This is a genomic window from Pseudomonas sp. Z1-12, assembly GCF_051132015.1.
Classification (GTDB): domain Bacteria; phylum Pseudomonadota; class Gammaproteobacteria; order Pseudomonadales; family Pseudomonadaceae; genus Aquipseudomonas; species Aquipseudomonas zanjanensis.
Genome location: NZ_CP071647.1, coordinates 949,798 through 973,798 on the forward strand (window position 1 = coordinate 949,798; position 24,001 = coordinate 973,798).

Consider the following 24,001-nt stretch of genomic DNA (forward strand, 5'->3'; position numbering starts at 1 on the left):
TCAGCGCTGGTGACGGATGCGTGGGTTGGCAAAGCCGTAGAGGATGTCCACGACGAAGTTGACCAGAATCACCAGGCAGGCGATTAACAGGATGCCGTTCTGCACCACGGGATAGTCCCGGGCGCCGATGGCTTCGATCAGCCACTTGCCGATGCCCGGCCAGGAGAAGATCGTTTCGGTCAGGACCGCACCGGCCAGCAGCGTGCCGACTTGCAGGCCGACCACGGTCAGCACCGGGATCAGCGCGTTGCGCAGGCCATGCACGAACACCACGCGCGACGGCGACAGGCCCTTGGCCTTGGCGGTGCGGATGTAGTCTTCGCGCAGCACTTCGAGCATCGAAGAACGGGTCATGCGGGCGATCACCGCCAGCGGAATGGTGCCCAGCACGATGGCCGGCAGGATCAGGTGATGCAGGGCATCGAGGAACGCGCCCGGTTCGTCGGCCAGCAGCGTGTCGATCAGCATGAAGCCGGTTTTCGGCTCGATGTCGTAGAGCAGGTCGATCCGTCCCGACACCGGCGTCCAGCCCAGGGACACGGAGAAGAACATGATCAGGATCAGGCCCCACCAGAAGATCGGCATCGAATACCCCGCCAGGGAGATGCCCATCACCCCATGGTCGAACAGGGATCCTCGCTTGAGTGCCGCGATCACCCCGGCCAACAGGCCCAGGATGCCGGCGAACAACAGGGCGGCCATGGACAGTTCCAGGGTCGCGGGAAACAGGGAGCTGAACTCGGTCCAGACGCTTTCACGGGTGCGCAGCGATTCGCCGAGATCGCCCTGGGCCAGTTTGCCGATGTAGTCCAGGTATTGGGCATACAGCGGTTTGTTCAGGCCAAGGCGTTCCATTGCCTGTGCATGCATTTCGGGATCGACCCGACGTTCGCCCATCATCACTTCCACGGGGTCGCCCGGGATCATGCGAATCAACGCGAAGGTCAGCAAGGTGATGCCGAAGAACGTGGGGATCAGTAATCCCAGTCGGCGGGCAATAAAACTAAACATCTTCAGGTGTACCTCATCAGCCGGTTAGGCGTGCCCGGCAATCTCTGGGATCAGGGATGCCGGGCGTTTTCTTATCTACTTCACCTGGGTGGTGGCGAAGTTGTTGGTGGTGAGCGGGCTAATCACGTAGCCCTCTACGTTCTTGCGCATTGCCGTGAACATGCGGGTGTGGGCCATGCTGATCCATGGCTGGTCCTGGTTGAAAATCACCTGGGCCTGCTCATAGAGCTTCGCGCGCTCCTCGGGGTTCACTGTGGCGCGTGCCTGGTCGAGCAGCGCCTGGAATTTCTCGTTGCACCAGCGCGCGTAGTTTTCGCCGTTCTTGGCGGCTTCGCAACTGAGCATAGGCGTCAGGAAGTTATCCGGGTCGCCGTTGTCGCCCGCCCATCCGGCGGACACCATGTCGTGCTCACCGTTTTTCGCGCGCTTGAGCATTTCGCCCCATTCCATCACGCGGATGTCGATCTTGATCCCGACTTTTGCCAGGTCGGCCTGCATCATTTGCGCGCCGAGCATCGGATTAGGGTTGGTCGGGCCGCCACCGTTGCGGGTGAACAGGGTGAACACGGTGCCTTCCGGCACGCCGGCTTCCTTGAGCAACTGGCGCGCCTTGTCCAGGTCACGGGCCGGGTTCTTCAGGTCGTGGTTGAAACCCAGCAGGGTTGGCGGGTAGGGGTTGACCGCCGCGGTGGCGTTGCCCTTGCCGAACAGCGCGTTGACGTAGGCTTCCTTGTCGAAGGCCAGGTCGATGGCTTTGCGCACCCGCACGTCGCTCATGTACTTCTTGCTGGTGTTCAACGCGGTATACGAGACGGTCATCGCGTCCAGCTCGGTGACCTTCAGGTTCGGGTCTTTCTTGATGCTGGGGATGTCATCGGGTTTGGGGTACAGCGCGATCTGGCACTCGTTGGTCTTGAGCTTCTGCATGCGCACGTTGTTGTCGGTGGCGATGGCCAATACCAGCGCATCGGCCGGTGGCTTGCCACGGAAGTAGTCCGGGTTGGCCTTGAAGCGAACCTGGGCGTCCTTGTTGTAGCGCTGGAACACGAACGGGCCGGTGCCGATCGGCTTGCTGTTGAGATCGCCGGCCTTGCCGGCCTTGAGCAATTGGTCGGCGTATTCGGCCGGGTAGATCGAGGAGAAAGCCATGGCGATGTCCGCCAGGAACGGCGCTTCGCGGCGGGTCAGGGTGAACTTGACCGTGTGCTCGTCGACTTTCTCGACGTTTTTCAGCAGCTCCTTGAAGCCCATGCTTTCAAAGTACGGGAAACCCACGCTCGACAGTTTGTGCCAAGGGTGGTTCGGGTCCAGCTGGCGCTGGAAACTCCAGACCACATCGTCGGCGTTCATGTCGCGGGTCGGCTTGAAATAGTCGGTGGTGTGGAACTTGACGCCCTTGCGCAGGTGGAAGGTGTACGTCAGGCCGTCGTCACTGATGTCCCAGGATTCGGCCAGGGCCGGAATCACTTCAGTGGTGCCGGGCTTGAAATCGGCCAGGCGATTGAAAATGGTTTCCGCCACGGCATCGGCGGTGACTGCAGTCGTGTACTGGACCATGTCGAAGCCTTCCGGACTGGCTTCTGTGCAAACCACCAGGGGCTTGGCCGTGGCGCCAACGGCAACGCTCAGCAGCGCGGCGGCGATGGCGGCGCGTAGGGGAATCATGTTCATCGTCAATCCTCTGCAATCGGGTAATGGCAAAAGACCGGGCGGACGACCTCGTGAGTCGACCGCCCGGTGGCAGTTTAGAGAATGTTGAACGGAATGGTGGTGACCAGGCGGAACTCGTTGAGGCTGCCGTCGGCCTGGTTTTCGCTGGCGCGGTGTGCGGTGTAGGTCGCACGGATCGCGGTGGCTTTCAGAGGGCCGCTCTGTACGGCATAGGACGCGCCGACGCCGTATTCATAGTGGTGCTCGCCGTCCATGGCCCGCACGTCGCTATAACCGGTGCTGTTGTAGTGCGTACCGTCGATGCCCCAGCCGCGCGCCTGGTAGATGTTGAACTTCAGGCCTGGCACGCCGTATTCAGCCATGTTCAGGCCGTAGGCGATCTGGAAGGATTTCTCGTTCGGGCCGTTGAAGTCCGACAGCAGGGAGTTGGCCAGGTAGATGCCGTTGGTTTCGTGCAGGTAGTCGAAGTACTCGTTACCGTTCACTTCCTGGTACGAGAACGTCAGGCTATGGGCCTGGTGCGTCAGGCCGAACGACAGGGAGTAGGTGTCGTTGTCGATCTCGCCCAGCTTGCTTTTGCCTGAATCCACGGTCTTGTAGTAGTTCAGGCCGGTGGTCAGGCTCAGCACCGAGCTGTCGCCCAGTTCATGGGTGGCACCGAAGTAGTACTGGTTCCACATGTCCTCGGCTTCGGTCGCCCACAGGCTGGTCTTCAGGCTGGCCAGTGGCTGGTAGGTGATACCGGCGGTGTTGACGTGATCGGTCTCGACGCTGCTGTCACCGTATTCGGAGCGGAACTTGCGCTGGCTCTGTTCGGTACGCGGTGAGTTGCGGTCGAAGGTGGCGATGTCGAACGCCAGGTTTTCGAACTCTTCGCTGTGCAGGCTCACACCCTGGAAGCTGGAAGGCAGGGCACGGTTGCCGATCACGTCGACCATCGGGCTGCTGAAGTTCTGGCGACCGGCGGTCAGGGTGGTGTTGGACACGCGGGCCTTGAGGTTGGCCAGGCCCAGTTTGCTCCACTGGCCCACGGCGTCGCCGCCTTCGCGGGTCAGGGTACGGTTGTTGCCGGCGCCAGGACGGGTGGTCGGTGCGCCGCCGTTGTTGGACGCCAGGTCCTTGCGGTCCTGGTCCAGGGCGATGGCGTTGTAGGCAGCCACTTCGGTGCTGAAGCCTACGGTGCCTTCAGTGAAACCCGAGTTGTACTTGATGATGGTGCCTTGCAGCCAGTTGATCCGGCGGTCGGTCTCGCGTGCTTCGCCGTTCTTGCGATAGGTGAGTTTCGTGCCGCGCTTGAATTGCTCGTTGGCGTACCAGTTGCGCGTGCTACCCGTGACGGATTGACCGTCGATGAAACCCTTGGCTTCGCTTTGCTCGCTGGTGGTCTTGAGGGTCACCGGGGTGACCGCCTGGCTCTGGGATTCTGCGAAAGCCGTTGCGGTAATGCTGCTGATGGCCAAGGCCAGTATCGCGGTGCTGCTCAGTTTCATCGGTAACGCTCCTTTTTCTTTTTTTTGTGCCGATCCTTTTGGATGATTCGGCTAACGGTTTACAACTCATTCACAGCTAGCAAACGTTTGCATCACGCCTGATCGACGAATTCAGGCAAGACGTCTGCGTGAGGGCTTCCAGGGAAGCCCTCGCTGTGCGACTAGACGGTTATGGGTTCAGGCTGACGCCCGAGAACACGTTGCGACCGAAGGGGCTGACTTTGAACCCTTCGACTTTGGCACTCAGCGGCTGGTTGACCGTCGAGTGGGCAACAGGGGTGATCGGCACTTGCTGCTTGAGCAACTGCTGGGCCTGTTTGTAGAGCACGGTGCGCTGGTCGCGGTCGGTGACGACCTTGGCCTGCTTGATCAGCTTGTCGTAATCCTGGTCACACCACATGGAGTAGTTGTTGCCGCCAATGGCATCGCAGCTGTACAGCGTGCCCAGCCAGTTGTCCGGATCACCGTTGTCGCCGGTCCAACCGATCAGGCTGATGTCGTGCTCGCCGTTCTTGGTGCGCTTGATGTACTCGCCCCATTCGTAGCTGACGATCTTCACTTTCAGGCCGATCTTCGCCCAGTCGGCCTGGAGCATTTCGGCCATCAGCTTGGCGTTGGGGTTGTACGGGCGTTGCACGGGCATGGCCCAGAGGGTGATTTCGGTGCCTTCCTTGACCCCGGCGGCCTTGAGCAGCTCCTTGGCTTTTTCCGGGTTGTAGGGCGTGTCCTTGATGGTGTCATCGTAGGACCATTGGGTCGGCGGCATGGCGTTCTGCGCCAGTTGGCCTGCGCCCTGGTACACGGCGTTGAGAATGCCTTGCTTGTTCACTGCCATGTCCAGGGCCTGGCGCACTTCGACCTGGTCGAACGGCTTGTGGCGGGTGTTGTAGGCGATGTAACCGAGGTTGAAGCCAGGTTTTTCGATCAGTTGCAGCTTGGGGTCGTTCTTCAAGGCCGGCACGTCGGCCGGACGTGGATGCAGGGTGACCTGGCATTCGTTGGCCTTGAGCTTCTGCACCCGCACCGAGGCGTCGGTGTTGATGGAGAAAATCAGGTTCTTCAGTTTCACCCGTTCCGGCGCCCAGTACTTATCGTTGGCGACGTAGCGGATGTTGGAGTCTTTCTGATAGCTCTTGAATTCGAACGGCCCGGTGCCGATCGGCTTCTGGTTGATGTCGCTCGGCTTGCCGCTCTTGAGCAGTTGGTCGGCGTATTCGGCCGACAGGATCGCGGCGAAGCTCATGGCGATGTTCTGGATGAACGCGGCGTCCACGCTGTTGAGGGTCATCACTACCGTCAGCGGCCCGGTCGCTTCCACCTTGGCGATGTTCTTGTTCAGGCTCATGCCGTTGAAGTACGGAAACTCGGTGGGGTAGGCCTTGCGGAACGGATGCTGCGGATCGAGCATGCGGTTGAAAGTGAACAGCACGTCGTCGGCGTTGAAATCCCGGGTCGGCGTGAAGTAGTCGGTTGTGTGAAACTTCACCCCTTCGCGCAGGTGGAAGGTGTACTTCAAGCCGTCTTCGGAAATGTCCCAGCTCGTCGCCAGGCCCGGGACGACGTTAGTCGCGCCCTTTTCAAACTCGGCCAGGCGGTTGTACAGCGGTTCGGCGGCATCGTTATCAGTGGCGGTGGTGTATTGCGCGGTGTCGAAACCGGCGGGGCTGCCTTCGGAACAGAACACCAGGCTGCCGCCGGCGGCTTGGGTGGCGGATGTCGCGGCCAACAGGCCGGTGCCCAGCAATGCGGATAAAACCAAGGTATGGCGCATGACGCTCCCTCTCTCGTTCGGGGTGTTTTAACAGTGAACCGGTGTCCTTCCGGGGACAGGTCGGCGCACTGAGCTCATTCCATTGCGTAGCGAGGCCGCAGGGCTGGCAAGTCGCCCCGGTGACGACGGTATGAGCCGTGGGCCGGGCGGTAAATGCGTAATACCTGAAAGACTCGTGGGAAAAGGCGATACGTCCTAAACCGACTGCTGTGGTACGCAGTGCTTTTGGATGTAGGCGATTTCCTGAGTCTTGGCTTAAAGCAACGGCATGCCGTGGGAGCGAGCCCTGCTCGCGATGGTGTTGTTAGTACACCATCGCGCTCACAAGAGGGGCTGCTACGCAGCCCAGCGGGAGCAAGCTCCCTCGCCACAGGTCACTTTATTTGCTGACGCTGACGCCGTAGAAGGAGTTCAAGCCAAATGGGCTGATCTTGAAGTCCTGCACGTTGGCGCGCATGGGTTGATACACCGTCGAGTGAGCGATAGGTGTCATCGGCACGGCATCCTTGAGGACGTGTTGTGCCTGTTTGTACAGTTCGGTGCGCTTGGCCTGGTCGGTGGTGCGCTTGGCTTCTTTCACGAGGCCGTCGAACTTCTTGTCACACCATTTGGAGAAGTTGTTGCCGGCCAGCGAGTCGCAGCCGAACAGCACGTTGAGCCAGTTGTCCGGATCACCGTTGTCGCCGCTCCAGCCAATGATCATGGCCTGGTTCTCGCCACCTTTGGAACGCTTGATGTACTCGCCCCATTCGTAGCTGACGATGTTGACGTTCAGGCCGATCTTCTTCCAGTCGGACTGCAGCATTTCGGCCATCAGCTTGGCGTTCGGGTTGTATGGACGCTGTACCGGCATCGCCCACAAGGTGATGTTGGTGCCTTCCTTGACGCCGGCTTCCTTGAGCAGCGCCTTGGCTTTCTCAGGATCGTACTTGGCGTCCTTGATGGTGGTGTCGTACGACCATTGGGTTGGCGGCATGGCGTTGACAGCCAACTGGCCGGCGCCCTGGTAGACCGAATCGATGATCTGCGGCTTGTTGACCGCCATGTCCAACGCCTGGCGGACTTTCAGGTCTGCCAACACGTTCGGCTCGTTGCTGCCCTTGATCTTGTCCATCACGTTGTAGGCGATGTAGCCCAGGTTGAAACCCGCCTGGTCGGGCATCTTCAGTGCCTTGTCTTCCTTCAGGGCCTTGAGGTCGGCCGGGCGTGGGAAGAGGGTGATCTGGCATTCGTTCTTCTTGAGTTTCTGCATGCGCACCGACGGGTCGGTGGTGATGGCGAAGATCAGGTTGTCGATCTTCACGTCTTCAGGCTTCCAGTAGTCCTTGTTCCCGGTGTAGCGGATGTTGGAGTCTTTCTGGTAGCTCTTGAACACGAACGGGCCAGTGCCGACCGGCTTCTGGTTGATGTCCGGGGCCTTGCCATCCTTGAGCAGTTGGGCAGCGTACTCGGCGGACTGGATCGAGGCGAAGCTCATGGCCAGGTTCTGGATGAACGCAGCGTCGACATCTTTGAGGGTGAACTTGACGGTGTGGTCGTCGACTTTATCGATCTTGGTGATGTTGGTGTCCATCCCCATGTCGGTGAAGTACGGGAATTCGGTCGGGTACGCCTTACGGAAAGGGTCGTCCTTGTTGATCATGCGGTTGAACGTGAACAGCACGTCGTCGGCGTTGAATTCGCGGGTCGGCTTGAAGTACGGGGTGGTGTGGAACTTGACGCCTTCACGCAGATGGAAGGTGTAGGTGAGGCCGTCTTCGGAAATGTCCCACTTGGTGGCCAGGCCAGGAATCACGGCGGTGCCGCCGCGCTCAAACTGGGTCAGGCGGTTGAACATGGTCTCTGCAGAGGCGTCGAAGTCGGTTCCGGTGGTGTACTGACCAGGGTCGAAGCCGGCCGGGCTGCCTTCGGAGCAGAACACCAGGTTAGTCGCGGCGGAAGCGAAGGGAGCGCTGGCTAACAAGCCTGCACCGACTAAAAACGGAATGACCGCGTGTTTAAGCATGTTGGCCTCATGATTTGTTGTCATTTTTGGATTTGAGGGCGACCTCGTGAGTCGTCCTGCGGATACTTATGCAGGCCCCATACCCAATGCAAGATCCAGAGCGGTTTCAAGTCTGAAACAGTGGCACGAACGTACCTTAATGTCGCATCTGTGTAACTTCTGACGCATTTGATCGTTTGCGCGCGTTTTTTAGGGGCGATTGGCGCCCTTTCCCGGTGCGCCGCGCGGCTTTGGCGCACCGGGAGGGGGCGGGTTTTACCTCTTCAAACCCACGCCGTAGAAGGGTGTGAGGCCGAATGGGCTGAGTTTGAAATCCACCACTTGCCTGTTTATCGGTTGGAATACGGTGGAGTTGGCGATCGGGGTGATCGGCACCTGTTGTTTGAGGATTTTCTGCGCTTGTTGGTACAAATCGATCCGTTGCTGGCGGTCTGTCGAGACTTTGGCCTGCTGGACCAAGCGGTCATATGTCGGGTCGCACCACTTGGCGTAGTTGCTACCCTTGACCGCTGCGCAGCTGTACAGCACTCCCAGCCAGTTGTCAGGGTCACCGTTATCGCCGGTCCAGCCGTAAATCATCGCATCGTGTTCGCCATTTTTTGCACGCTTGATGTACTCGCCCCATTCGTAGCTGACGATGTTGGCCTTGATGCCGATCTTGGCCCAATCCTGCTGGATCATCTGCGCCGACATCCGGGCGTTGGGGTTGGACGCGCGTTGCACCGTCATTGCCCATAAATCGATGGTTGTACCCGGCGCAACCCCGGCTTCCTTGAGTAGCGCCTTGGCCTTGGTCACGTCGTGGGGCGCGTCCTGGATGGCCGGGTCGAACGACCATTGGGCCGGCGGCAAGGCGTTCTGCGCCAGTTGGCCGGCGCTCTGGTACACGGCCTTGATGATCGCTGGCTTGTCGATGGCCATGTCCAGCGCCTGGCGGACCTTGAGCTGGTCCAGGGGCGGATGTGTGACGTTGTAGGCGAGGAAGCCCAGGTTGAAACCCGGCTGCTTGAGCACTTGCAGGTTCGGATCCTGTTCGATTACCTCGATATCAGCCGGGCGTGGGTAGCCACTGACTTGGCATTCGCCGCGCTTGAGCTTTTGCAGGCGCACGGCGGCATCCGGGGTGATGGAGAAAATCAGGTTGTCGAGCTTCACGTCCTCGGGTTTCCAGTACGCGGTGTTGGCGGCGTAGCGGATCTGCGAGTCTTTCTGGTAACGCTTGAACACGAATGGCCCGGTGCCGACGGGTTTCTGGTTGAGATCGCCGGCCTTGCCTTCCTTCAACAACTGCGCCGCGTATTCGGCGGACTGCACGGAGGCGAAACTCATCGCCAGGTTTTGCACGAAGGCGGCGTCGACGTTGTTCAGGTTGAAACGCACGGTGTGCTCGTCGATTTTCTCGACGCTTTTAATCGTGGTGTTCAGGCCCATGTCGGTGAAGTACGGCGATTCGGTGGGGTAGGCCTGGCGGAACGGGTGCTGTGGGTCAAGCAGGCGTTGGAAGGTGAACAGCACGTCGTCGGCGTTGAAGTCGCGGCTCGGGGTGAAGAACTCGGTGGTATGAAATTTCACGCCTTCGCGCAGGTGAAACGTGTAGGCCAGGCCATCGGGGGATACGTCCCAACTTGTCGCCAAACCTGGCTCGACTTCGGTGCCGCCGCGCTTGAACTGGGTGAGGCGGTTGAAGACGGTTTCGGCCGAGGCGTCGAAGTCGGTGCCGCTGGTGTATTGGCTGGGGTCGAACCCGGCGGGGCTGGCTTCGGAGCAGTAGACCAGAGTGGTGGCGGCTTGGGCCATTGGGGCGCTGCTGATCAGTGCCAGGGCGAGCAGGAGGGGTTTGAAGGTGGTTCTGTCCATGAAATCCTTTGGGGGTGGTGAGGTTTTCAGGAGAGTAGCGTTGCGGGTGGGGGTGGTGGAAATATCGAAAAGTGAGGGGGACCGTTGGGTTTGGGTATAGCGCTTTGGACGAGGCGGCCTGATAGCCGGCCCGGTTCTTCCTGCTGTACTCCGATCAAACTGTGGGAGCGAGCTTGCTCGCGATGGCGGCCTTCCAGTTGGCCTTGTTGATCGGGTACATATCCATTGCTGCGGTAACGGCTACTTAGGGTTCCGCCCTTACGGCGGGTCACTTTTGGAAGAGCCGGGAGCCGGACCAGCCAAAAGTAACCAAAAGCGCTTTGCCCCACCACTCGGCACCTCGCTTAGGCTCGGTGTGCCCTCACTCCGGCATCGTGGTTAACGGGGCCCCCAGATCAAAAGCCGGGCCGAGGCGGCCTTATAGCCGACCTGGCTCTCTCGGTCGCGCTCCGGTCCAATTGTGGGAGCGAGCTTGCTCGCGAAGGCGGCCTAGTAGCCGGCCTATCTCTCACGAATGTACCCGATCAGTTGTGTGTGGGTTTGTTCGCGAAGAAGGCCTGAAAGCCTAGGCGTGAAGGATGCTCATTTCATGCTTAAGAAAAATTTTGACTTTTCAAGAAGGCCTAATCTTTCGCTGTCCACATTCCATAAAACGTGGACAGTGCTCTCGTGCTGTTTTTGGAAATGTCAAAACTATTGTGCGACCCCCGCTCTGAGAAGAACCCAGCAGAGGTCGAAGCAATATGCCATGTCCCGCCGACCACCAAACCCGTGGCGAGGGAGCTTGCTCCCGCTGGGGCGCGAAGCGGCCCCGACAGCAGCGACTGCATCCATCTGACGTACCGAGGCGTCAGGTTTGGGGGCTGCTGCGCAGCCCAGCGGGAGCAAGCTCCCTCGCCACGGGGTTTGCTGCGCCAAGAGGCGTGATGAGTCATTCATTTGTGTAGGAAGGATCACCGGTCCTGAAACGAAACATCCCACAGCTTTTTAGGGTTGCCGCTCGGAAGTGGGCTCTCTAACCTTTTTCTTGTCGCTGCAACTCAGCGACCGGGCGTGAGAAACCCGAATAATAGGCATCCAGCCTCTGTACCTGCATAATTGCCGCCAGCTTATCCGCTGCCTGTAGTAGATGCGTTATGGCGGCTGTGTGCGGGCAGGCTTCGGTCTGGCCGAGTACCTATTCTCGGATTTCTCACCCCTGCACACAGCTGCCACCACTTTGCCGAGTGAGAAACGGCAAGTGATGGTCCTCATCACTAAAATAGGTACAAATAAATGGATAAGTCAGTCCCCGACCCACCCTTCAACAAAACCAACCCCCTTTCCGGCTTCGATTCCATCGAAGACCTGCTCAAAGACCGCGCCGCCGCCGAGCGCGCCCTCAATCATTACCTCAACCCAAAACCTCCAGAGCCAAGCACCGATCAGCGCATCGACAGCCTGTTTTCCGTCACCGCCAAAGCCGACGCCGACACACTGCTGACCAGCACCTCCGAAACCCTGGCCTCGATAAAAGCCATGGCCGAGGACCTGGCCTTTGAAGTGGAGGGCACGCGGCGCAGTGTGGCGTTGGGGATTCATCAGTTGGTGGAGTTGTGCCAGTTGTTGGTGGATAAAGCGTTGGATCAGCTTGAAGCACCGGCCAGCCCGGCGCCGTGATCCTCCTGTGGCGAGGGAGCTTGCTCCCGCTGGGGCGCGAAGCGGCCCCAACAGCGGCGACTGTACCCATCTGATACACCGAGGTGTCAGGTTTGGGGGCTGCTGCGCAGCCCAGCGGGAGCAAGCTCCCTCGCCACGGGAATTTTGTCGCTCGGTTTCGGTGGTTCAGTCAGTGAGCCTGGCTGAACCACCGCCGATCATCACTGCATCAACACCTCAATCGCCCCGTCCGCCGTCATCGTCACCTTGCTGGTGCCCGCTTCCACCTCAGGCGTCACCGACTCGGCATCCATCGACGCCGCTTTCATCATCATCTGCGGGCGCATGTACGGTTGTGGATAACCGTTGGTGTTGAAGTTCAGGTTGACGATTTTATAACCCTTGCCGCCCAAGGCTTCAGTGGCCAGTTGGGCGCGGGCCTTGAAGGCGTTGACGGCGTCCTTGAGCAGGGCGTCCTCGCTGGTCTGGCGGGTGGCGGTGGCGATGGCGAAGTCCATGCCGGCCATTTTCATGTCGGTGAGCAATTCGCCGGTGAGTTTGGACAGGGCGGCGAAGTCGGCGCTTTCCAGGCGCAGTTCCGCGCGTTCGCGCCAACCGGTGATTTTCCCACCTTTGTTGTCGTAGATCGGGTAGCTGTTGCGGCTGCCCTGGCTCAAGTTGATGCCCTTGACCTGTTTGGCCTGGCCGATGGCTTTGTTCAGGGTGGTGCTGACGGCGGCGGCGAGTTTGGCCGGGTCGGTGTTCTGTTCTTCGGTGTAGAGGGTGACGATCATCAGGTCGCGGGCCACTTCCTGGCTGGCTTCGGCGCGCAGGGAGATCTGGTTGTAGTGCAGCTCATCGGCGGCCAGGGCCGGCAGGCTGGCGACGGTGCCGAGGCTGAGGGCGAGCAGGGCGGCGGGGCGACTGAACGTGTGCATGAAAGCTCCTTGGGATGATGCGCAGGGGTTGGTTCCGGGCCTGCGTGAACGATAAGACTCTAGCGTTTATGGTTGGGTTCGCACAGTTACAACTTCTATACAGATTGCGGGTGAGAGGCTTTTGTGGCGAGGGAGCTTGCTCCCGCTCGGCTGCGCAGCAGTCGTAGTCTTTTTGGGCCTGCTGCGCCCGAAGCGTCGGACCGATCCAGCGGGAGCAAGCTCCCTCGCCACAGGGGGTATAGGTAGCTTTAGGGCTGTGGCGCTTTGCCGCATATCTGCCGCTGCGCGCCGCGCCTTGGTTATACTCCGTGCGATTCGCCTGGAGCGCTCATCAGGAGAGCTCATGCTCGCCCCTTTGCAAATGACTTCCGCCTCTCGCCAGAACCTCTGGCGCCTGACATTCATCCGCATCCTGGTCCTGGCGGCCCAGGCCGGTTCCGTGGGGCTCGCCTATTGGTTCGACCTGCTGCCGCTGCCCTGGCTGCAACTGGCGATCACCCTGGTCTGTTCCAGCGTGCTGTGCGCGCTGACGGCGATTCGCCTGCGCGCCTCGTGGCCGGTGACCGAGTTGGAATACGCCGTACAGCTGGCCTGCGATTTGTTCATCCACAGTGCGCTGCTGTATTTCTCCGGCGGCTCCACCAATCCGTTTGTCTCCTATTACCTGGTGCCGCTGACCATCGCCGCCGTGACATTGCCGTGGCGGTATTCGCTGATCCTTTCCGGCATCGCCCTGGCGCTGTACACCTTGCTGCTGGCGCGTTTCTATCCACTGGAAACCTTCCCCATCGCCCGGGAAAACCTGCAGATCTACGGCATGTGGCTGAGTTTCGCCCTGGCCGCGGCGGTCATCACGTTTTTTGCCGCACGCATGGCCGAGGAGCTGCGTCGCCAGGAGGAGCTGCGGGCGATCCGCCGCGAAGAAGGCCTGCGGGACGAACAACTGTTGGCCGTCGCGACCCAGGCCGCCGGTGCCGCCCATGAGTTGGGCACGCCGCTGGCGACCATGAGTGTGCTGCTCAAGGAAATGCGCCAGGATCATAAAGACCCGGCGTTGCAGGAAGACCTCAGCGTGTTGCAGGACCAGGTCAAGCTCTGCAAGGAAACCCTGCAATACCTGGTGCGTGCCGCCGAGGCCAACCGCCGGCTGGACATCGACATGCAGGCGGTCACCTTCTGGCTCGACGATGCCCTGAATCGCTGGCATTTGATGCGCCCGGAGGCCAGTTATCGCTTCCAGTGCCTGGGCAAGGGCACGGTGCCACGCATGGCGCCGCCGCCGGATTTGACCCAGGCCTTGCTGAACCTGTTGAACAATGCCGCCGACGCCTGCCCCGAAGGTTTGGAAGTGGTATTGGATTGGGATGCCTATGAATTGACGATCTGTATCCGCGACCACGGCGCCGGTGTGCCGCTGGCGATTGCCGAGCAGATTGGCAAACCGTTTTTCACGACCAAGGGCAAGGGTTTCGGCCTGGGCCTGTTCTTGAGCAAAGCCAGCGTGACACGCGCCGGCGGCTCGGTGAAACTCTACCCCCATGAGGAAGGCGGCACGCTCACCGAGCTGCGCCTGCCCCATGCCGACCGAGGAGACGAAACATGAGCGACGAGATCCAAGTCGACGGCGAAGAACTGCCGCACCTGCTGCTGGTGGATGACGACGCCACCTTCACCCGCGTCATGGCCCGGGCCATGTCCCGCCGCGGTTTTCGCGTGAGCACTGCAGGTTCTGCCGAGGAGGGCCTGACCATCGCCCAGGCTGACCTGCCGGACTACGCCGCCCTCGACCTGAAGATGGACGGCGATTCGGGCCTGGTACTGCTGCCCAAACTGCTGGAGCTGGACCCGGAGATGCGCGTGGTGATCCTCACCGGTTATTCGAGCATCGCCACCGCGGTCGAGGCCATCAAGCGCGGCGCTTGCAACTACCTGTGCAAACCTGCGGATGCCGATGACGTGCTGGCGGCGCTGTTGTCCGAACACGCCGACCTCGACACCCTGGTGCCGGAAAACCCCATGTCGGTGGATCGCCTGCAATGGGAACACATCCAGCGCGTGCTGACCGAGCACGAAGGCAATATCTCCGCCACCGCCCGCGCCTTGGGCATGCATCGGCGGACCTTGCAGCGCAAATTGCAAAAGCGTCCTGTGCGTCGCTGAACCTGCGCTGAACAAATGCTGTCCACCCTCGCGACACATCGGGCCGTTGCTTTATGATCGGCCCGAGTTTTTTCTCCTATGAGCCTTAACCATGAATCAGAACGCTGAATATTCCGCGGTCAATGACGCGGTGCGCGGCCAGTTTTTCCGCCGTGTCTGGCAGATGACCACGCCGTACTGGCGCAGTGAGGAGAAGGGCAAGGCCTGGACGCTGTTGATTGCCGTCATCGCGCTGTCGTTGTTCAGCGTGGCAATCTCGGTGTGGGTCAACAGTTGGTACAGGGACTTCTATAACGCCCTCCAAGAGAAGGACACTGCGGCATTCTGGCGGTTGATCCTGTATTTCTGCGGCATCGCGGCGGTGGCGATCCTCGGCGCGGTGTACCGTTTGTACCTCACGCAGATGCTCACCATTCGCTGGCGGGCCTGGCTCACCGAGCAGCATTTTGCCCGCTGGCTCAACAACAAGAATTACTACCGGCTGGAGCAGGGCGGCTATACCGATAACCCCGACCAGCGGATTTCCGAAGACCTCAACAGTTTCACCTCCAACACACTGGAACTGGGCCTGGGGCTGCTTCGCACGGTCGTCAGCCTGGTGTCGTTCTCGATTATCTTGTGGGGCGTGTCAGGCAGCATCGAAGTGTTCGGCTACACCATCCCTGGCTATATGTTCTGGTGCGCGTTGGTATATGCGGCGGTGGGCAGTTGGCTGACGCACCTGATCGGCCGTCGCCTGATCGGCCTGAACAACAACCAGCAACGCTTCGAAGCCGACCTGCGTTTCTCCATGGTGCGGGTGCGCGAGAACGCCGAGAGCATTGCGCTGTATGGCGGCGAGCCCAATGAGAATCGTCGCCTGAGCGGTCGTTTCGGCCTGGTCTGGCACAACTTCTGGGACATCATGCGCGTGTCCAAGCGCCTGACGTTCTTCACGTCCGGCTACGGCCAGATCGCGATCATCTTCCCGTTCATCGTCGCCGCGCCGCGTTATTTCGCGGGCAAGATCCAGCTGGGCGAGCTCATGCAGATCAACTCCGCGTTCGGTAACGTGCAGGAGAACTTCAGTTGGTTCATCACCGCCTACGCCAACCTCGCCGCGTGGCGCGCCACCTGTGACCGTCTGCTGAGTTTCCGCCAGGCGATGAGTGACAACGAAGACCGCGTGCCGGCCATCGATGTGCAGAACCAGGGCGAGGCGTTGGCGGTCCGCAACCTCGGGCTGGACCTGGCTGACGGGCGTCATCTGCTCGACAACGCCGATATGAATGTGGAACCTGGCGAGCGGGTCATGCTCAGCGGTCGTTCCGGCAGCGGCAAATCCACCCTGTTGCGCGCGATGGGGCATTTGTGGCCTGCGGGGCACGGGTCGATCCGGCTTCCGGCGGCGCGCTACTTGTTCCTGCCGCAAAAACCCTACCTGCCGATTGGCAGCCTGCGGGAAGTATTGAGTTATCCACAGGCCGGCGATGTCTACCCCAACGAACGTTATGCACAGGTGCTGGAAACCTGCCGCCTGCCGCACCTGATCCCGCGGCTGGACGAAAGCAACCACTGGCAGCGCATGCTCTCGCCTGGCGAGCAACAACGCCTGGCCTTTGCCCGCGCATTGCTTTATGCACCGCTTTGGTTGTACATGGACGAAGCGACCTCGGCGATGGATGAAGAAGACGAGGCGACGCTGTATCAGGCGCTTATCGACCAGCTGCCGGGCCTGAGCATTGTCAGCGTTGGTCACCGAAGCAGTTTGAAACGGTTCCATCCGCGACATGTGCGTATCGAAAATGGCCAACTGGTGGAGCGCACCGTAACCGCCTGACCACCCCAAAACCTGTGGGAGCGAGCTTGCTCGCGATAGCGGTAGGTCGGTTAATTTTGCGGTGACTGACCCGCCGCCATCGCGAGCAAGCTCGCTCCCACAAGGGTTTAGGGTGAACCGGGTGTTTAGGTCTACAACCAATCCCATGTGGGAGCGAGCTTGCTCGCGATGAAGGCGACTCGGTATCCGCACCCGACTCGCCACTGCACCCCCGGTGATCGTACAACCACGTTGCGCTATGATGTTGTCATTCAGCCGCTTGCCGAGACACAGACACAATGGAAAACCCGATCGACGTACCCCGCCTTCCCCGCAAGCGCCGCAGCCTGGCGCAGGAGCTGGTGACGGTGCTGACCGAGCAGATTCGCGACGGTCTGCTCAAGCGCGGTGATAAATTGCCCACCGAGTCGGCGATCATGGAAGCCCATGGCGTCAGCCGCACCGTGGTGCGCGAGGCGATTTCCCGGTTGCAGGCGGCCGGCCAGGTGGAAACTCGCCATGGCATCGGCACCTTCGTGCTGGACACGCCCAGCCCGAGCGGTTTCCGCATCGACCCGGCCACCGTGGTTACCTTGCGGGACGTGTTGGCGATCCTGGAATTGCGCATCAGCCTGGAAGTGGAATCCGCCGGGCTCGCGGCGCAGCGTCGCAGCGACGAGCAACTGGCGGCGATGCGTGCCGCCCTCGACGCCTTGAACGAAAGCGCCGCCCATGCCAGCGACGCGGTGGCCTCGGACTTCGCCTTCCACCTGGAAATCGCCCTGTCCACCGGCAACCGCTACTTCACCGACATCATGACCCACCTGGGCACCAGCATCATCCCGCGTACCCGGCTGAACTCGGCGCGCCTGGCCCACGACGACCACCAGCACTACATGGATCGCCTGAGCCGTGAGCACGAGGAAATCTACGAAGCCATCGCCCGCCAGGACTCCGACGCCGCCCGTGCGGCCATGCGGTTGCACCTGACCAACAGCCGCGAGCGGTTGCGCCAGGCCCATGAAGAGGCCCAGGCGCAGGGCTGAATCGCACACTGCTCTGCTGGCAAAGATGCTGTTGGGGCAAAGATGCTTTTGTGGCGAGGGAGCTTGCTCCCGCTGGGCTGCGAAGCGGCCCCAGGTCGATGGCGGTTGCTGCGCAACCGAGCGGGAGCAAGCTCCCTCGCCACAGAGAATCCCCTCGCCACAGGAAAATGGTGTCCAGCTCATATTTCTGTGCCTGTCTGAGAGGCATGCAGAGCTACGCCTTGATCTCCAATATCTGTGGTGCGGATGTTTCAGGGTCCCATCCGTTTGTGTAATCGAATGTGTAACGCAGCTCAACCGATTTGCCTTTGAACTGTTTCAGCTCGTCGCTTGAAAATGTCAGTGTCACGTCCTTGCGTAACTCAGGCGTCTCGAAGTTATTCGGGTGAGTCTCGGGAGTCTTTTCAACGAGCATGGATTGTTCTGCGCCTACCTGCTTAGGGATCGACACCGTGAGATGGACAGTCGATTCTGGTGAATTTTCTGCATTTGGAATCTGCACGGTTAACGTCTTCATTTTCGACAATGACACCGTGACCTTCTCGGCATCTGAGTCTGGCACACCCACGAGCACGGGCTTCTTAAACGTCGTCATGATGTCACTCCCTATGAGGCGGCCCTGAGCGTCGCGTACGGGCGACTCACTTAAAAGATTGTGAAAGGGACTACGGCCGTGCACAGCACAGCCATGCCTAGGTTATGCCCCCTCGCCGTAACGGCGCCTACTGGCAGAGTTGACAGTGGCGACGAGCGGCTCCGGTTCTCAATCGATAAGTTTCATCCGCCTCCCCATCACACCCAAAGCCCCGATTTACAAGGGTTCCCGTCCAACACCCCAGCCCTGACACTCGACAAAAGACGAAATGCAGTTGACGTTCACATTTTAAGTTGTACGATGACCTACAACTTCACATGAAGCTGAACCGTTTCCTACAACACAACATTTGCGTCCAGGGTGTTCGAATAATGAATCCACAAGAACTGAAGTCCATCCTCTCGTCTGGCCTGCTGTCGTTCCCGGTCACCGATTTCACTGCCAATGGCGATTTCAATCGCGACAGCTACATCAAGCGCCTTGAGTGGCTGGCCCCGTACGGCGCCTCTGCACTGTTCGCAGCGGGCGGCACCGGTGAATTCTTCTCCCTGGCCGCCAGCGAGTATTCCCAAGTCATCAAGACGGCCGTCGATACCTGCGCCACCAGCGTGCCAATCCTCGCCGGCGTCGGCGGTGCCACCCGCCAGGCCATCGAATACGCTCAAGAAGCCGAGCGCCTGGGCGCCAAGGGCCTGTTGCTGCTGCCGCACTACCTGACCGAAGCCAGCCAGGACGGCGTTGCCGCCCACGTTGAAGCCGTGTGCAAATCGGTAAAAATCGGCGTGGTGGTGTACAACCGCAACGTTTGCCGCCTGAACGCCACTCAGCTGGAACAACTGGCCGAGCGCTGCCCGAACCTGATCGGCTACAAGGATGGCCTGGGCGATATCGAACTGATGGTGTCGATCCGTCGTCGCCTCGGCGATCGTTTCAGCTACCTGGGCGGCCTGCCGACCGCTGAAGTCTACGCTGCGGCCTACAAGGCCCTGGGCGTGCCGGTCTATTCCTCGGCGGTGTTCAACTTCATCCCGAAAACCGCGATGGACTTCTACCACGCCATTGCCCGCGAAGATCACGCCATTGTCGGCAAGATCATCGACGACTTCTTCCTGCCGTACCTGGACATCCGCAACCGCAAGGCCGGTTACGCGGTGAGCATCGTCAAGGCCGGTGCGAAGATCGTTGGCTATGACGCCGGCCCTGTGCGCACGCCGCTGACCGACCTGCTGCCAGAAGAATACGAAGCCCTGGCCGCGCTGATCGACAAGCAAGGCAAGCAGTAACAGACCCGACAAGGCCGCTGAGCAATCAGCGGCTTTTTGCGTAAGGCTTGATCGTTTCCACGCATCGCGTGGAAACGCAGCCAGGGACGCACCGCGTTCCTAGACAGCTTTTGTGAGAGGAGAAGCTCCGTGGCAGATGCAAAGCGTTTCGATAACTACATCAACGGTGAGTGGGTGGCCGGTGCTGACTATTGCACCAACATCAACCCGTCTGACCTGTCCGATGTCATCGGTGAATACGCCAAGGCTGACGCAGCGCAAGTCAACGCCGCCATCGAAGCCGCCCGCGCCGCGTTCCCGGCCTGGTCGACCTCGGGCATCCAGGCCCGCCATGATGCGCTGGACAAAGTCGGCACCGAGATCCTCGCCCGCCGTGAAGAGCTCGGCCAACTGCTGGCCCGGGAAGAGGGCAAGACCCTGCCCGAAGCCATCGGCGAAGTGACCCGCGCCGGCAACATTTTCAAATTTTTCGCCGGTGAATGCCTGCGCCTGTCCGGCGACTACGTGCCGTCGGTGCGCCCGGGCGTCAACGTCGAAGTGACCCGCGAAGCCCTCGGCGTGGTCGGCCTGATCACGCCGTGGAACTTCCCGATCGCCATTCCTGCGTGGAAAATCGCCCCGGCCCTGGCCTACGGCAACTGCGTGGTGATCAAACCCGCCGAATTGGTACCGGGCTGCGCCTGGGCCCTGGCCGAGATCATTTCCCGTGCCGGTTTCCCGGCCGGTGCGTTCAACCTGGTGATGGGCAGCGGCCGCGTGGTCGGTGACATCCTGGTCAACAGCCCGAAAGTCGACGGCATCAGCTTCACCGGTTCCGTGGGCGTAGGCCGGCAGATCGCGGTCAACTGCGTGGCGCGCCAGGCCAAGGTGCAGTTGGAAATGGGCGGCAAGAACCCGCAGATCATCCTCGACGACGCCGACCTCAAGCAGGCCGTCGAACTGGCGGTGCAGAGCGCGTTCTACTCCACCGGCCAGCGTTGCACAGCGTCGAGTCGGCTGATCGTCACCGCCGGCATCCACGACAAGTTCGTCGCGGCCATGGCCGAGCGCATGCAATCGATCAAGGTCGGTCATGCGTTGAAGGCCGGCACTGACATTGGCCCGGTGGTTTCCGAAGCCCAGCTCAACCAGGACTTGAAGTACATCGACATCGGCCAAAGCGAAGGCGCGCGGCTGGTCAGCGGTGGCGGTGTGGTGACGTGCGACACCGAAGGTTACTTCCTGGCACCGACCCTGTTCGCCGACAGCGAAGCCTCGATGCGCATCAGCCGCGAAGAGATCTTCGGCCCGGTGGCCAACGTCGTGCGCGTGGCCGACTACGAGGCGGCATTGGCGATGGCCAACGACACCGAGTTCGGTTTGTCGGCCGGTATTGCCACCACGTCGCTGAAGTACGCCAACCACTTCAAGCGCCATTCCCAGGCAGGCATGGTGATGGTGAACCTGCCCACTGCCGGCGTGGATTACCACGTGCCGTTCGGCGGGCGCAAAGGTTCGTCCTACGGTTCACGTGAGCAAGGCCGCTACGCGCAAGAGTTCTACACCGTGGTGAAGACCTCCTACATCGGCTCGTAATACGCAACACCGGTCGGCGCCGGGCTCCGGCGCCGACCGTACAATTTGATTTCCCGCATAAAAATAAATAGTGGAAGTAGATTACATGCAAGAGACCAAGCCGACGCACGTCCGCTATTTGATCCTGCTCATGCTGTTTTTGGTGACAACGATCAACTACGCCGACCGTGCCACCATCGCCATCGCTGGTTCCAGCCTGCAAAAAGACCTCGGCATCGACGCCGTCACCCTCGGTTATATCTTCTCCGCCTTCGGCTGGGCCTACGTGGCCGGGCAGATTCCTGGCGGCTGGCTGCTCGACCGTTTCGGGTCGAAAAAAATCTATGCCTTGAGCATTTTCACCTGGTCGCTGTTCACCGTGCTGCAGGGTTATGTCGGTGAATTCGGCATGTCCACGGCCGTGGTTGCGCTGTTCATGCTGCGCTTTCTGGTCGGGCTGGCCGAAGCGCCTTCGTTCCCGGGCAATGCCCGGATCGTCGCCGCCTGGTTCCCCACCGCGGAACGCGGCACCGCTTCGGCGATCTTCAACTCGGCGCAATATTTCGCCACCGTGTTGTTCGCACCGCTGATGGGCTGGATCGTTTACCGTTTCGGCTGGCAGCACGTGTTCATCGTGATGGGCGTGATCGGTATCGTGTTCTCGCTGGTCTGGCTGAAAGTGATCTACAGTCCGCGTCAGCACCCAATGATCAACGAGGCCGAGTTCAATCACATCGCGTCCAACGGCGCGATGGTCGATATGGACCAGGACAAGGGCAAGGAAAAGAAAGCCGACGGTCCGAAGTGGGACTACATTCGCCAGCTGCTGACCAACCGCATGATGCTCGGCGTGTACCTGGGCCAGTACTGCATCAACGGCATCACCTACTTCTTCCTGACCTGGTTCCCGGTGTACCTGGTCCAGGAACGCGGCATGACCATCCTCAAGGCCGGTTTCATCGCGTCCTTGCCGGCGATCTGCGGCTTCATCGGCGGCGTGCTGGGCGGGGTGATTTCCGACTACCTGCTGCGCAAGGGCCACTCGCTGACCTTCGCCCGCAAGGCGCCGATCATCGCCGGCCTGCTGGTGTCGAGCAGCATCGTGGCGTGCAACTACGTCGACATCGAATGGATGGTGGTGGGCTTCATGGCCCTGGCGTTCTTCGGTAAAGGCGTCGGTGCGTTGGGCTGGGCGGTGGTGTCCGACACTTCGCCAAAACAGATTGCCGGCTTGAGCGGCGGCCTGTTCAACACCTTCGGCAACTTGGCGTCGATCACCACGCCGATTGTCATCGGCTACATCATCAGCTCCACAGGCTCGTTCAAATGGGCACTGGTGTTCGTCGGTTGCAACGCGTTGATGGCGGTGTTCAGCTATCTGGTCATCGTGGGCCCGATCAAGCGTGTGGTGCTCAAGGAGCCAGCGGCCAAGGAAGCCGACCTCTCCAGCCTGTCTGAAGCCAAATCCTGAGGAATGGCGTCCATGAATCTGATTGAACATGCCGATTCGCCCCGTTACATCCGCCTGCACGAGCGCGATAACGTGGTGATTGTTGTCAACGACCAGGGAGTACCGGCCGGGACCGAATTCCCGGACGGCCTGGTCACCGTCGACTTCGTGCCGCAGAGCCACAAAGTCACCTTGGTGGACATTCCCGAGGGTGGCGAGGTGATTCGCTACGGCCAGGTCATCGGCTACGCGCTGCAACCGATCCCTCGTGGCAGTTGGGTCAAGGAAGACCAGTTGCGCATGCCCACCGCGCCGCCGCTGGACAGCTTGCCGCTGTCCACCGACGTGCCGGCGGCCGATGCGCCGCTGGAGGGCTACACCTTCGAGGGTTACCGCAACGCCGACGGCACCGTCGGCACGCGCAACATCCTGGGCATCACCACCACGGTGCAGTGCGTGACCGGTGTGCTGGACCATGCGGTCAAGCGCATCAAGGACGAACTGCTGCCCAAGTACCCGAACGTCGATGACGTGGTGGCGCTGACCCACAGCTATGGCTGTGGCGTGGCGATCACCGCCACCGACGCCTACATCCCGATTCGCACCGTGCGCAACCTGGCGCGCAACCCGAACCTGGGGGGCGAGGCACTGGTGATCAGCCTGGGCTGCGAGAAATTGCAGGCCGGGCAGGTGATGCATGAAGGCGACAGCTCGGTGGACCTCAGCGAGCCGTGGCTGTATCGCTTGCAGGATTCCAGTCACGGCTTCACCGAAATGATCGAACAGATCATGGAACTGGCCGAGACCCGCCTGAAGAAACTCGACCAACGTCGCCGCGAAACCGTGCCCGCCTCGGAGCTGATCCTGGGCATGCAATGCGGCGGCAGCGATGCGTTTTCCGGTATCACCGCCAACCCGGCCCTGGGCTATGCCTCGGACCTGTTGCTGCGGGCCGGTGCGACGGTGATGTTTTCCGAAGTCACCGAAGTACGCGATGCGATCTACCTGCTGACCTCCCGGGCGCAAACCGAGGAAGTCGCCCAGGAGCTGGTGAGGGAAATGGACTGGTACGACCGTTACCTGGCCAAGGGCGAAGCCGATCGCAGTGCCAACACCACGCCGGGCAACAAGAAGGGTGGGCTGTCGAACATTGTCGAGAAGTCCCTGGGTTCGATCGTCAAGTCCGGCAGCAGCGCAATCAACGGCGTGCTTGGCCCAGGCGAGCGCTTCAAGCAAAAGGGCCTGATTTTCTGCGCTACGCCGGCCAGTGATTTTGTCTGCGGCACGTTGCAACTGGCGGCGGGGATGAACCTGCACGTGTTCACCACCGGCCGGGGCACGCCGTACGGCTTGGCGATGGCACCGGTGGTGAAAGTCTCGACCCGTACCGAACTGGCCCAGCGCTGGCCGGACCTGATCGACATCGACGCCGGCCGCATCGCCACCGGACGAGCGACCATCGAGGAATTGGGTTGGGAGCTGTTTCACTACTACCTGGACGTGGCCAGCGGCAAGAAACAGACCTGGGCCGAGCGGCACAAGCTGTACAACGACATCACCTTGTTCAACCCGGCGCCGATTACCTGATCCGGCGCTGATCGCGAGCAAGCTCGCTCCACAGGGATGTGGGGTGAGTGTGGGTTTTGCGATCGCAGGAGAACCAATGTGGGAGCGAGCTTGCTCGCGATGGGGGAGGTACATTCAGCATTGATGCAAGCTGACCCGGCGCCTTCG

The 24,001-nt window shown here is 60.7% G+C and carries 17 protein-coding genes; 9 read left to right on the forward strand and 8 right to left on the reverse strand.

Annotated features, from left to right (window positions below; translation table 11 throughout):
• The 6 genes from J3P85_RS04050 to J3P85_RS04075 form a co-directional block, all read right to left on the reverse strand.
• Positions 1-1,011, reverse strand: coding sequence for an ABC transporter permease subunit (locus tag J3P85_RS04050; protein WP_053118417.1), 1,011 nt, complete (start codon positions 1,009-1,011; stop codon positions 1-3).
• Between the two features lie 75 nt (positions 1,012-1,086).
• Positions 1,087-2,682, reverse strand: a complete 1,596-nt coding sequence (locus J3P85_RS04055) for an ABC transporter substrate-binding protein (RefSeq protein ID WP_434704984.1) — start codon at positions 2,680-2,682, stop codon at positions 1,087-1,089.
• A 74-nt stretch (positions 2,683-2,756) separates the two neighbouring features.
• Positions 2,757-4,172, reverse strand: a complete 1,416-nt coding sequence (locus J3P85_RS04060) for an OprD family porin (protein WP_250964307.1) — start codon at positions 4,170-4,172, stop codon at positions 2,757-2,759.
• A 169-nt stretch (positions 4,173-4,341) separates the two neighbouring features.
• Entirely contained in the window at positions 4,342-5,943 is a 1,602-nt protein-coding gene (locus tag J3P85_RS04065) for an ABC transporter substrate-binding protein (protein WP_186706012.1), read from the reverse strand.
• Between the two features lie 379 nt (positions 5,944-6,322).
• Complete coding sequence (locus tag J3P85_RS04070) at positions 6,323-7,948, reverse strand: ABC transporter substrate-binding protein (protein WP_434704985.1); 1,626 nt, start codon at positions 7,946-7,948, stop codon at positions 6,323-6,325.
• A 255-nt stretch (positions 7,949-8,203) separates the two neighbouring features.
• Positions 8,204-9,805: an ABC transporter substrate-binding protein gene (locus J3P85_RS04075; protein ID WP_434704986.1), complete on the reverse strand. Its 1,602-nt coding sequence runs from the start codon at positions 9,803-9,805 to the stop codon at positions 8,204-8,206.
• 1,275 nt (positions 9,806-11,080) lie between these two features.
• On the opposite strand from J3P85_RS04075, the gene J3P85_RS04080 reads away from it, so the two are divergent.
• Entirely contained in the window at positions 11,081-11,464 is a 384-nt protein-coding gene (locus J3P85_RS04080; protein ID WP_186710780.1) for a DUF6124 family protein, read from the forward strand.
• A 200-nt stretch (positions 11,465-11,664) separates the two neighbouring features.
• Here the strand turns inward: J3P85_RS04080 and J3P85_RS04085 are convergent, their stop codons facing one another.
• Positions 11,665-12,381 (reverse strand): SIMPL domain-containing protein, encoded by a 717-nt coding sequence (locus J3P85_RS04085; protein WP_434704987.1) that lies wholly within the window; start codon positions 12,379-12,381, stop codon positions 11,665-11,667.
• A 343-nt stretch (positions 12,382-12,724) separates the two neighbouring features.
• Here J3P85_RS04085 and J3P85_RS04090 point away from each other — a divergent pair, with 343 nt between their 5' ends.
• The 4 genes from J3P85_RS04090 to J3P85_RS04105 all read left to right on the forward strand — a co-directional run bounded on the left by J3P85_RS04090 (position 12,725) and on the right by J3P85_RS04105 (position 17,385).
• Positions 12,725-13,984, forward strand: a complete 1,260-nt coding sequence (locus tag J3P85_RS04090) for an ATP-binding protein (protein ID WP_207963268.1) — start codon at positions 12,725-12,727, stop codon at positions 13,982-13,984.
• Entirely contained in the window at positions 13,981-14,541 is a 561-nt protein-coding gene (locus J3P85_RS04095) for a response regulator transcription factor (protein WP_003177957.1), read from the forward strand. The genes J3P85_RS04090 and J3P85_RS04095 overlap by 4 nt, the downstream gene beginning before the upstream one ends.
• A gap of 91 nt (positions 14,542-14,632) precedes the next feature.
• Complete coding sequence (locus tag J3P85_RS04100; RefSeq protein ID WP_434704989.1) at positions 14,633-16,360, forward strand: ABC transporter ATP-binding protein/permease; 1,728 nt, start codon at positions 14,633-14,635, stop codon at positions 16,358-16,360.
• Between the two features lie 278 nt (positions 16,361-16,638).
• On the forward strand, positions 16,639-17,385 hold the full coding sequence (locus J3P85_RS04105) for a FadR/GntR family transcriptional regulator (RefSeq protein WP_323155981.1): 747 nt from the start codon (positions 16,639-16,641) through the stop codon (positions 17,383-17,385).
• 214 nt (positions 17,386-17,599) lie between these two features.
• Here the strand turns inward: J3P85_RS04105 and J3P85_RS04110 are convergent, their stop codons facing one another.
• The gene (locus tag J3P85_RS04110) at positions 17,600-17,980 is read right to left on the reverse strand and encodes a hypothetical protein (RefSeq protein WP_434704990.1); all 381 of its coding nucleotides are present in this window, start codon (positions 17,978-17,980) and stop codon (positions 17,600-17,602) included.
• A 371-nt stretch (positions 17,981-18,351) separates the two neighbouring features.
• Here J3P85_RS04110 and kdgD point away from each other — a divergent pair, with 371 nt between their 5' ends.
• The 4 genes from kdgD (at position 18,352) to garD (ending at position 23,854) form a co-directional block, all read left to right on the forward strand.
• Entirely contained in the window at positions 18,352-19,263 is a 912-nt protein-coding gene (gene kdgD, locus J3P85_RS04115; RefSeq protein WP_434704991.1) for a 5-dehydro-4-deoxyglucarate dehydratase, read from the forward strand.
• A 129-nt stretch (positions 19,264-19,392) separates the two neighbouring features.
• Positions 19,393-20,838, forward strand: coding sequence for an aldehyde dehydrogenase family protein (locus tag J3P85_RS04120; RefSeq protein ID WP_434572335.1), 1,446 nt, complete (start codon positions 19,393-19,395; stop codon positions 20,836-20,838).
• Between the two features lie 85 nt (positions 20,839-20,923).
• Positions 20,924-22,288, forward strand: coding sequence for an MFS transporter (locus J3P85_RS04125; RefSeq protein ID WP_039592259.1), 1,365 nt, complete (start codon positions 20,924-20,926; stop codon positions 22,286-22,288).
• 12 nt (positions 22,289-22,300) lie between these two features.
• Positions 22,301-23,854, forward strand: coding sequence for a galactarate dehydratase (gene garD, locus J3P85_RS04130; RefSeq protein WP_186710803.1), 1,554 nt, complete (start codon positions 22,301-22,303; stop codon positions 23,852-23,854).
• The last annotated feature ends 147 nt before the right edge of the window (positions 23,855-24,001 follow it).

Bases quoted from the DNA above. Each gene is read 5' to 3' on its own strand.
- J3P85_RS04050 (WP_053118417.1), bottom strand. From the start codon at position 1,011: ATGTTTAGTTTTATTGCCCGCCGACTGGGATTACTGATCCCCACGTTC.
- J3P85_RS04055 (WP_434704984.1), bottom strand. From the start codon at position 2,682: ATGAACATGATTCCCCTACGCGCCGCCATCGCCGCCGCGCTGCTGAGC.
- J3P85_RS04060 (WP_250964307.1), bottom strand. From the start codon at position 4,172: ATGAAACTGAGCAGCACCGCGATACTGGCCTTGGCCATCAGCAGCATT.
- J3P85_RS04065 (WP_186706012.1), bottom strand. From the start codon at position 5,943: ATGCGCCATACCTTGGTTTTATCCGCATTGCTGGGCACCGGCCTGTTG.
- J3P85_RS04070 (WP_434704985.1), bottom strand. From the start codon at position 7,948: ATGCTTAAACACGCGGTCATTCCGTTTTTAGTCGGTGCAGGCTTGTTA.
- J3P85_RS04075 (WP_434704986.1), bottom strand. From the start codon at position 9,805: ATGGACAGAACCACCTTCAAACCCCTCCTGCTCGCCCTGGCACTGATC.
- J3P85_RS04080 (WP_186710780.1), top strand. From the start codon at position 11,081: ATGGATAAGTCAGTCCCCGACCCACCCTTCAACAAAACCAACCCCCTT.
- J3P85_RS04085 (WP_434704987.1), bottom strand. From the start codon at position 12,381: ATGCACACGTTCAGTCGCCCCGCCGCCCTGCTCGCCCTCAGCCTCGGC.
- J3P85_RS04090 (WP_207963268.1), top strand. From the start codon at position 12,725: ATGCTCGCCCCTTTGCAAATGACTTCCGCCTCTCGCCAGAACCTCTGG.
- J3P85_RS04095 (WP_003177957.1), top strand. From the start codon at position 13,981: ATGAGCGACGAGATCCAAGTCGACGGCGAAGAACTGCCGCACCTGCTG.
- J3P85_RS04100 (WP_434704989.1), top strand. From the start codon at position 14,633: ATGAATCAGAACGCTGAATATTCCGCGGTCAATGACGCGGTGCGCGGC.
- J3P85_RS04105 (WP_323155981.1), top strand. From the start codon at position 16,639: ATGGAAAACCCGATCGACGTACCCCGCCTTCCCCGCAAGCGCCGCAGC.
- J3P85_RS04110 (WP_434704990.1), bottom strand. From the start codon at position 17,980: ATGACGACGTTTAAGAAGCCCGTGCTCGTGGGTGTGCCAGACTCAGAT.
- kdgD (WP_434704991.1), top strand. From the start codon at position 18,352: ATGAATCCACAAGAACTGAAGTCCATCCTCTCGTCTGGCCTGCTGTCG.
- J3P85_RS04125 (WP_039592259.1), top strand. From the start codon at position 20,924: ATGCAAGAGACCAAGCCGACGCACGTCCGCTATTTGATCCTGCTCATG.
- garD (WP_186710803.1), top strand. From the start codon at position 22,301: ATGAATCTGATTGAACATGCCGATTCGCCCCGTTACATCCGCCTGCAC.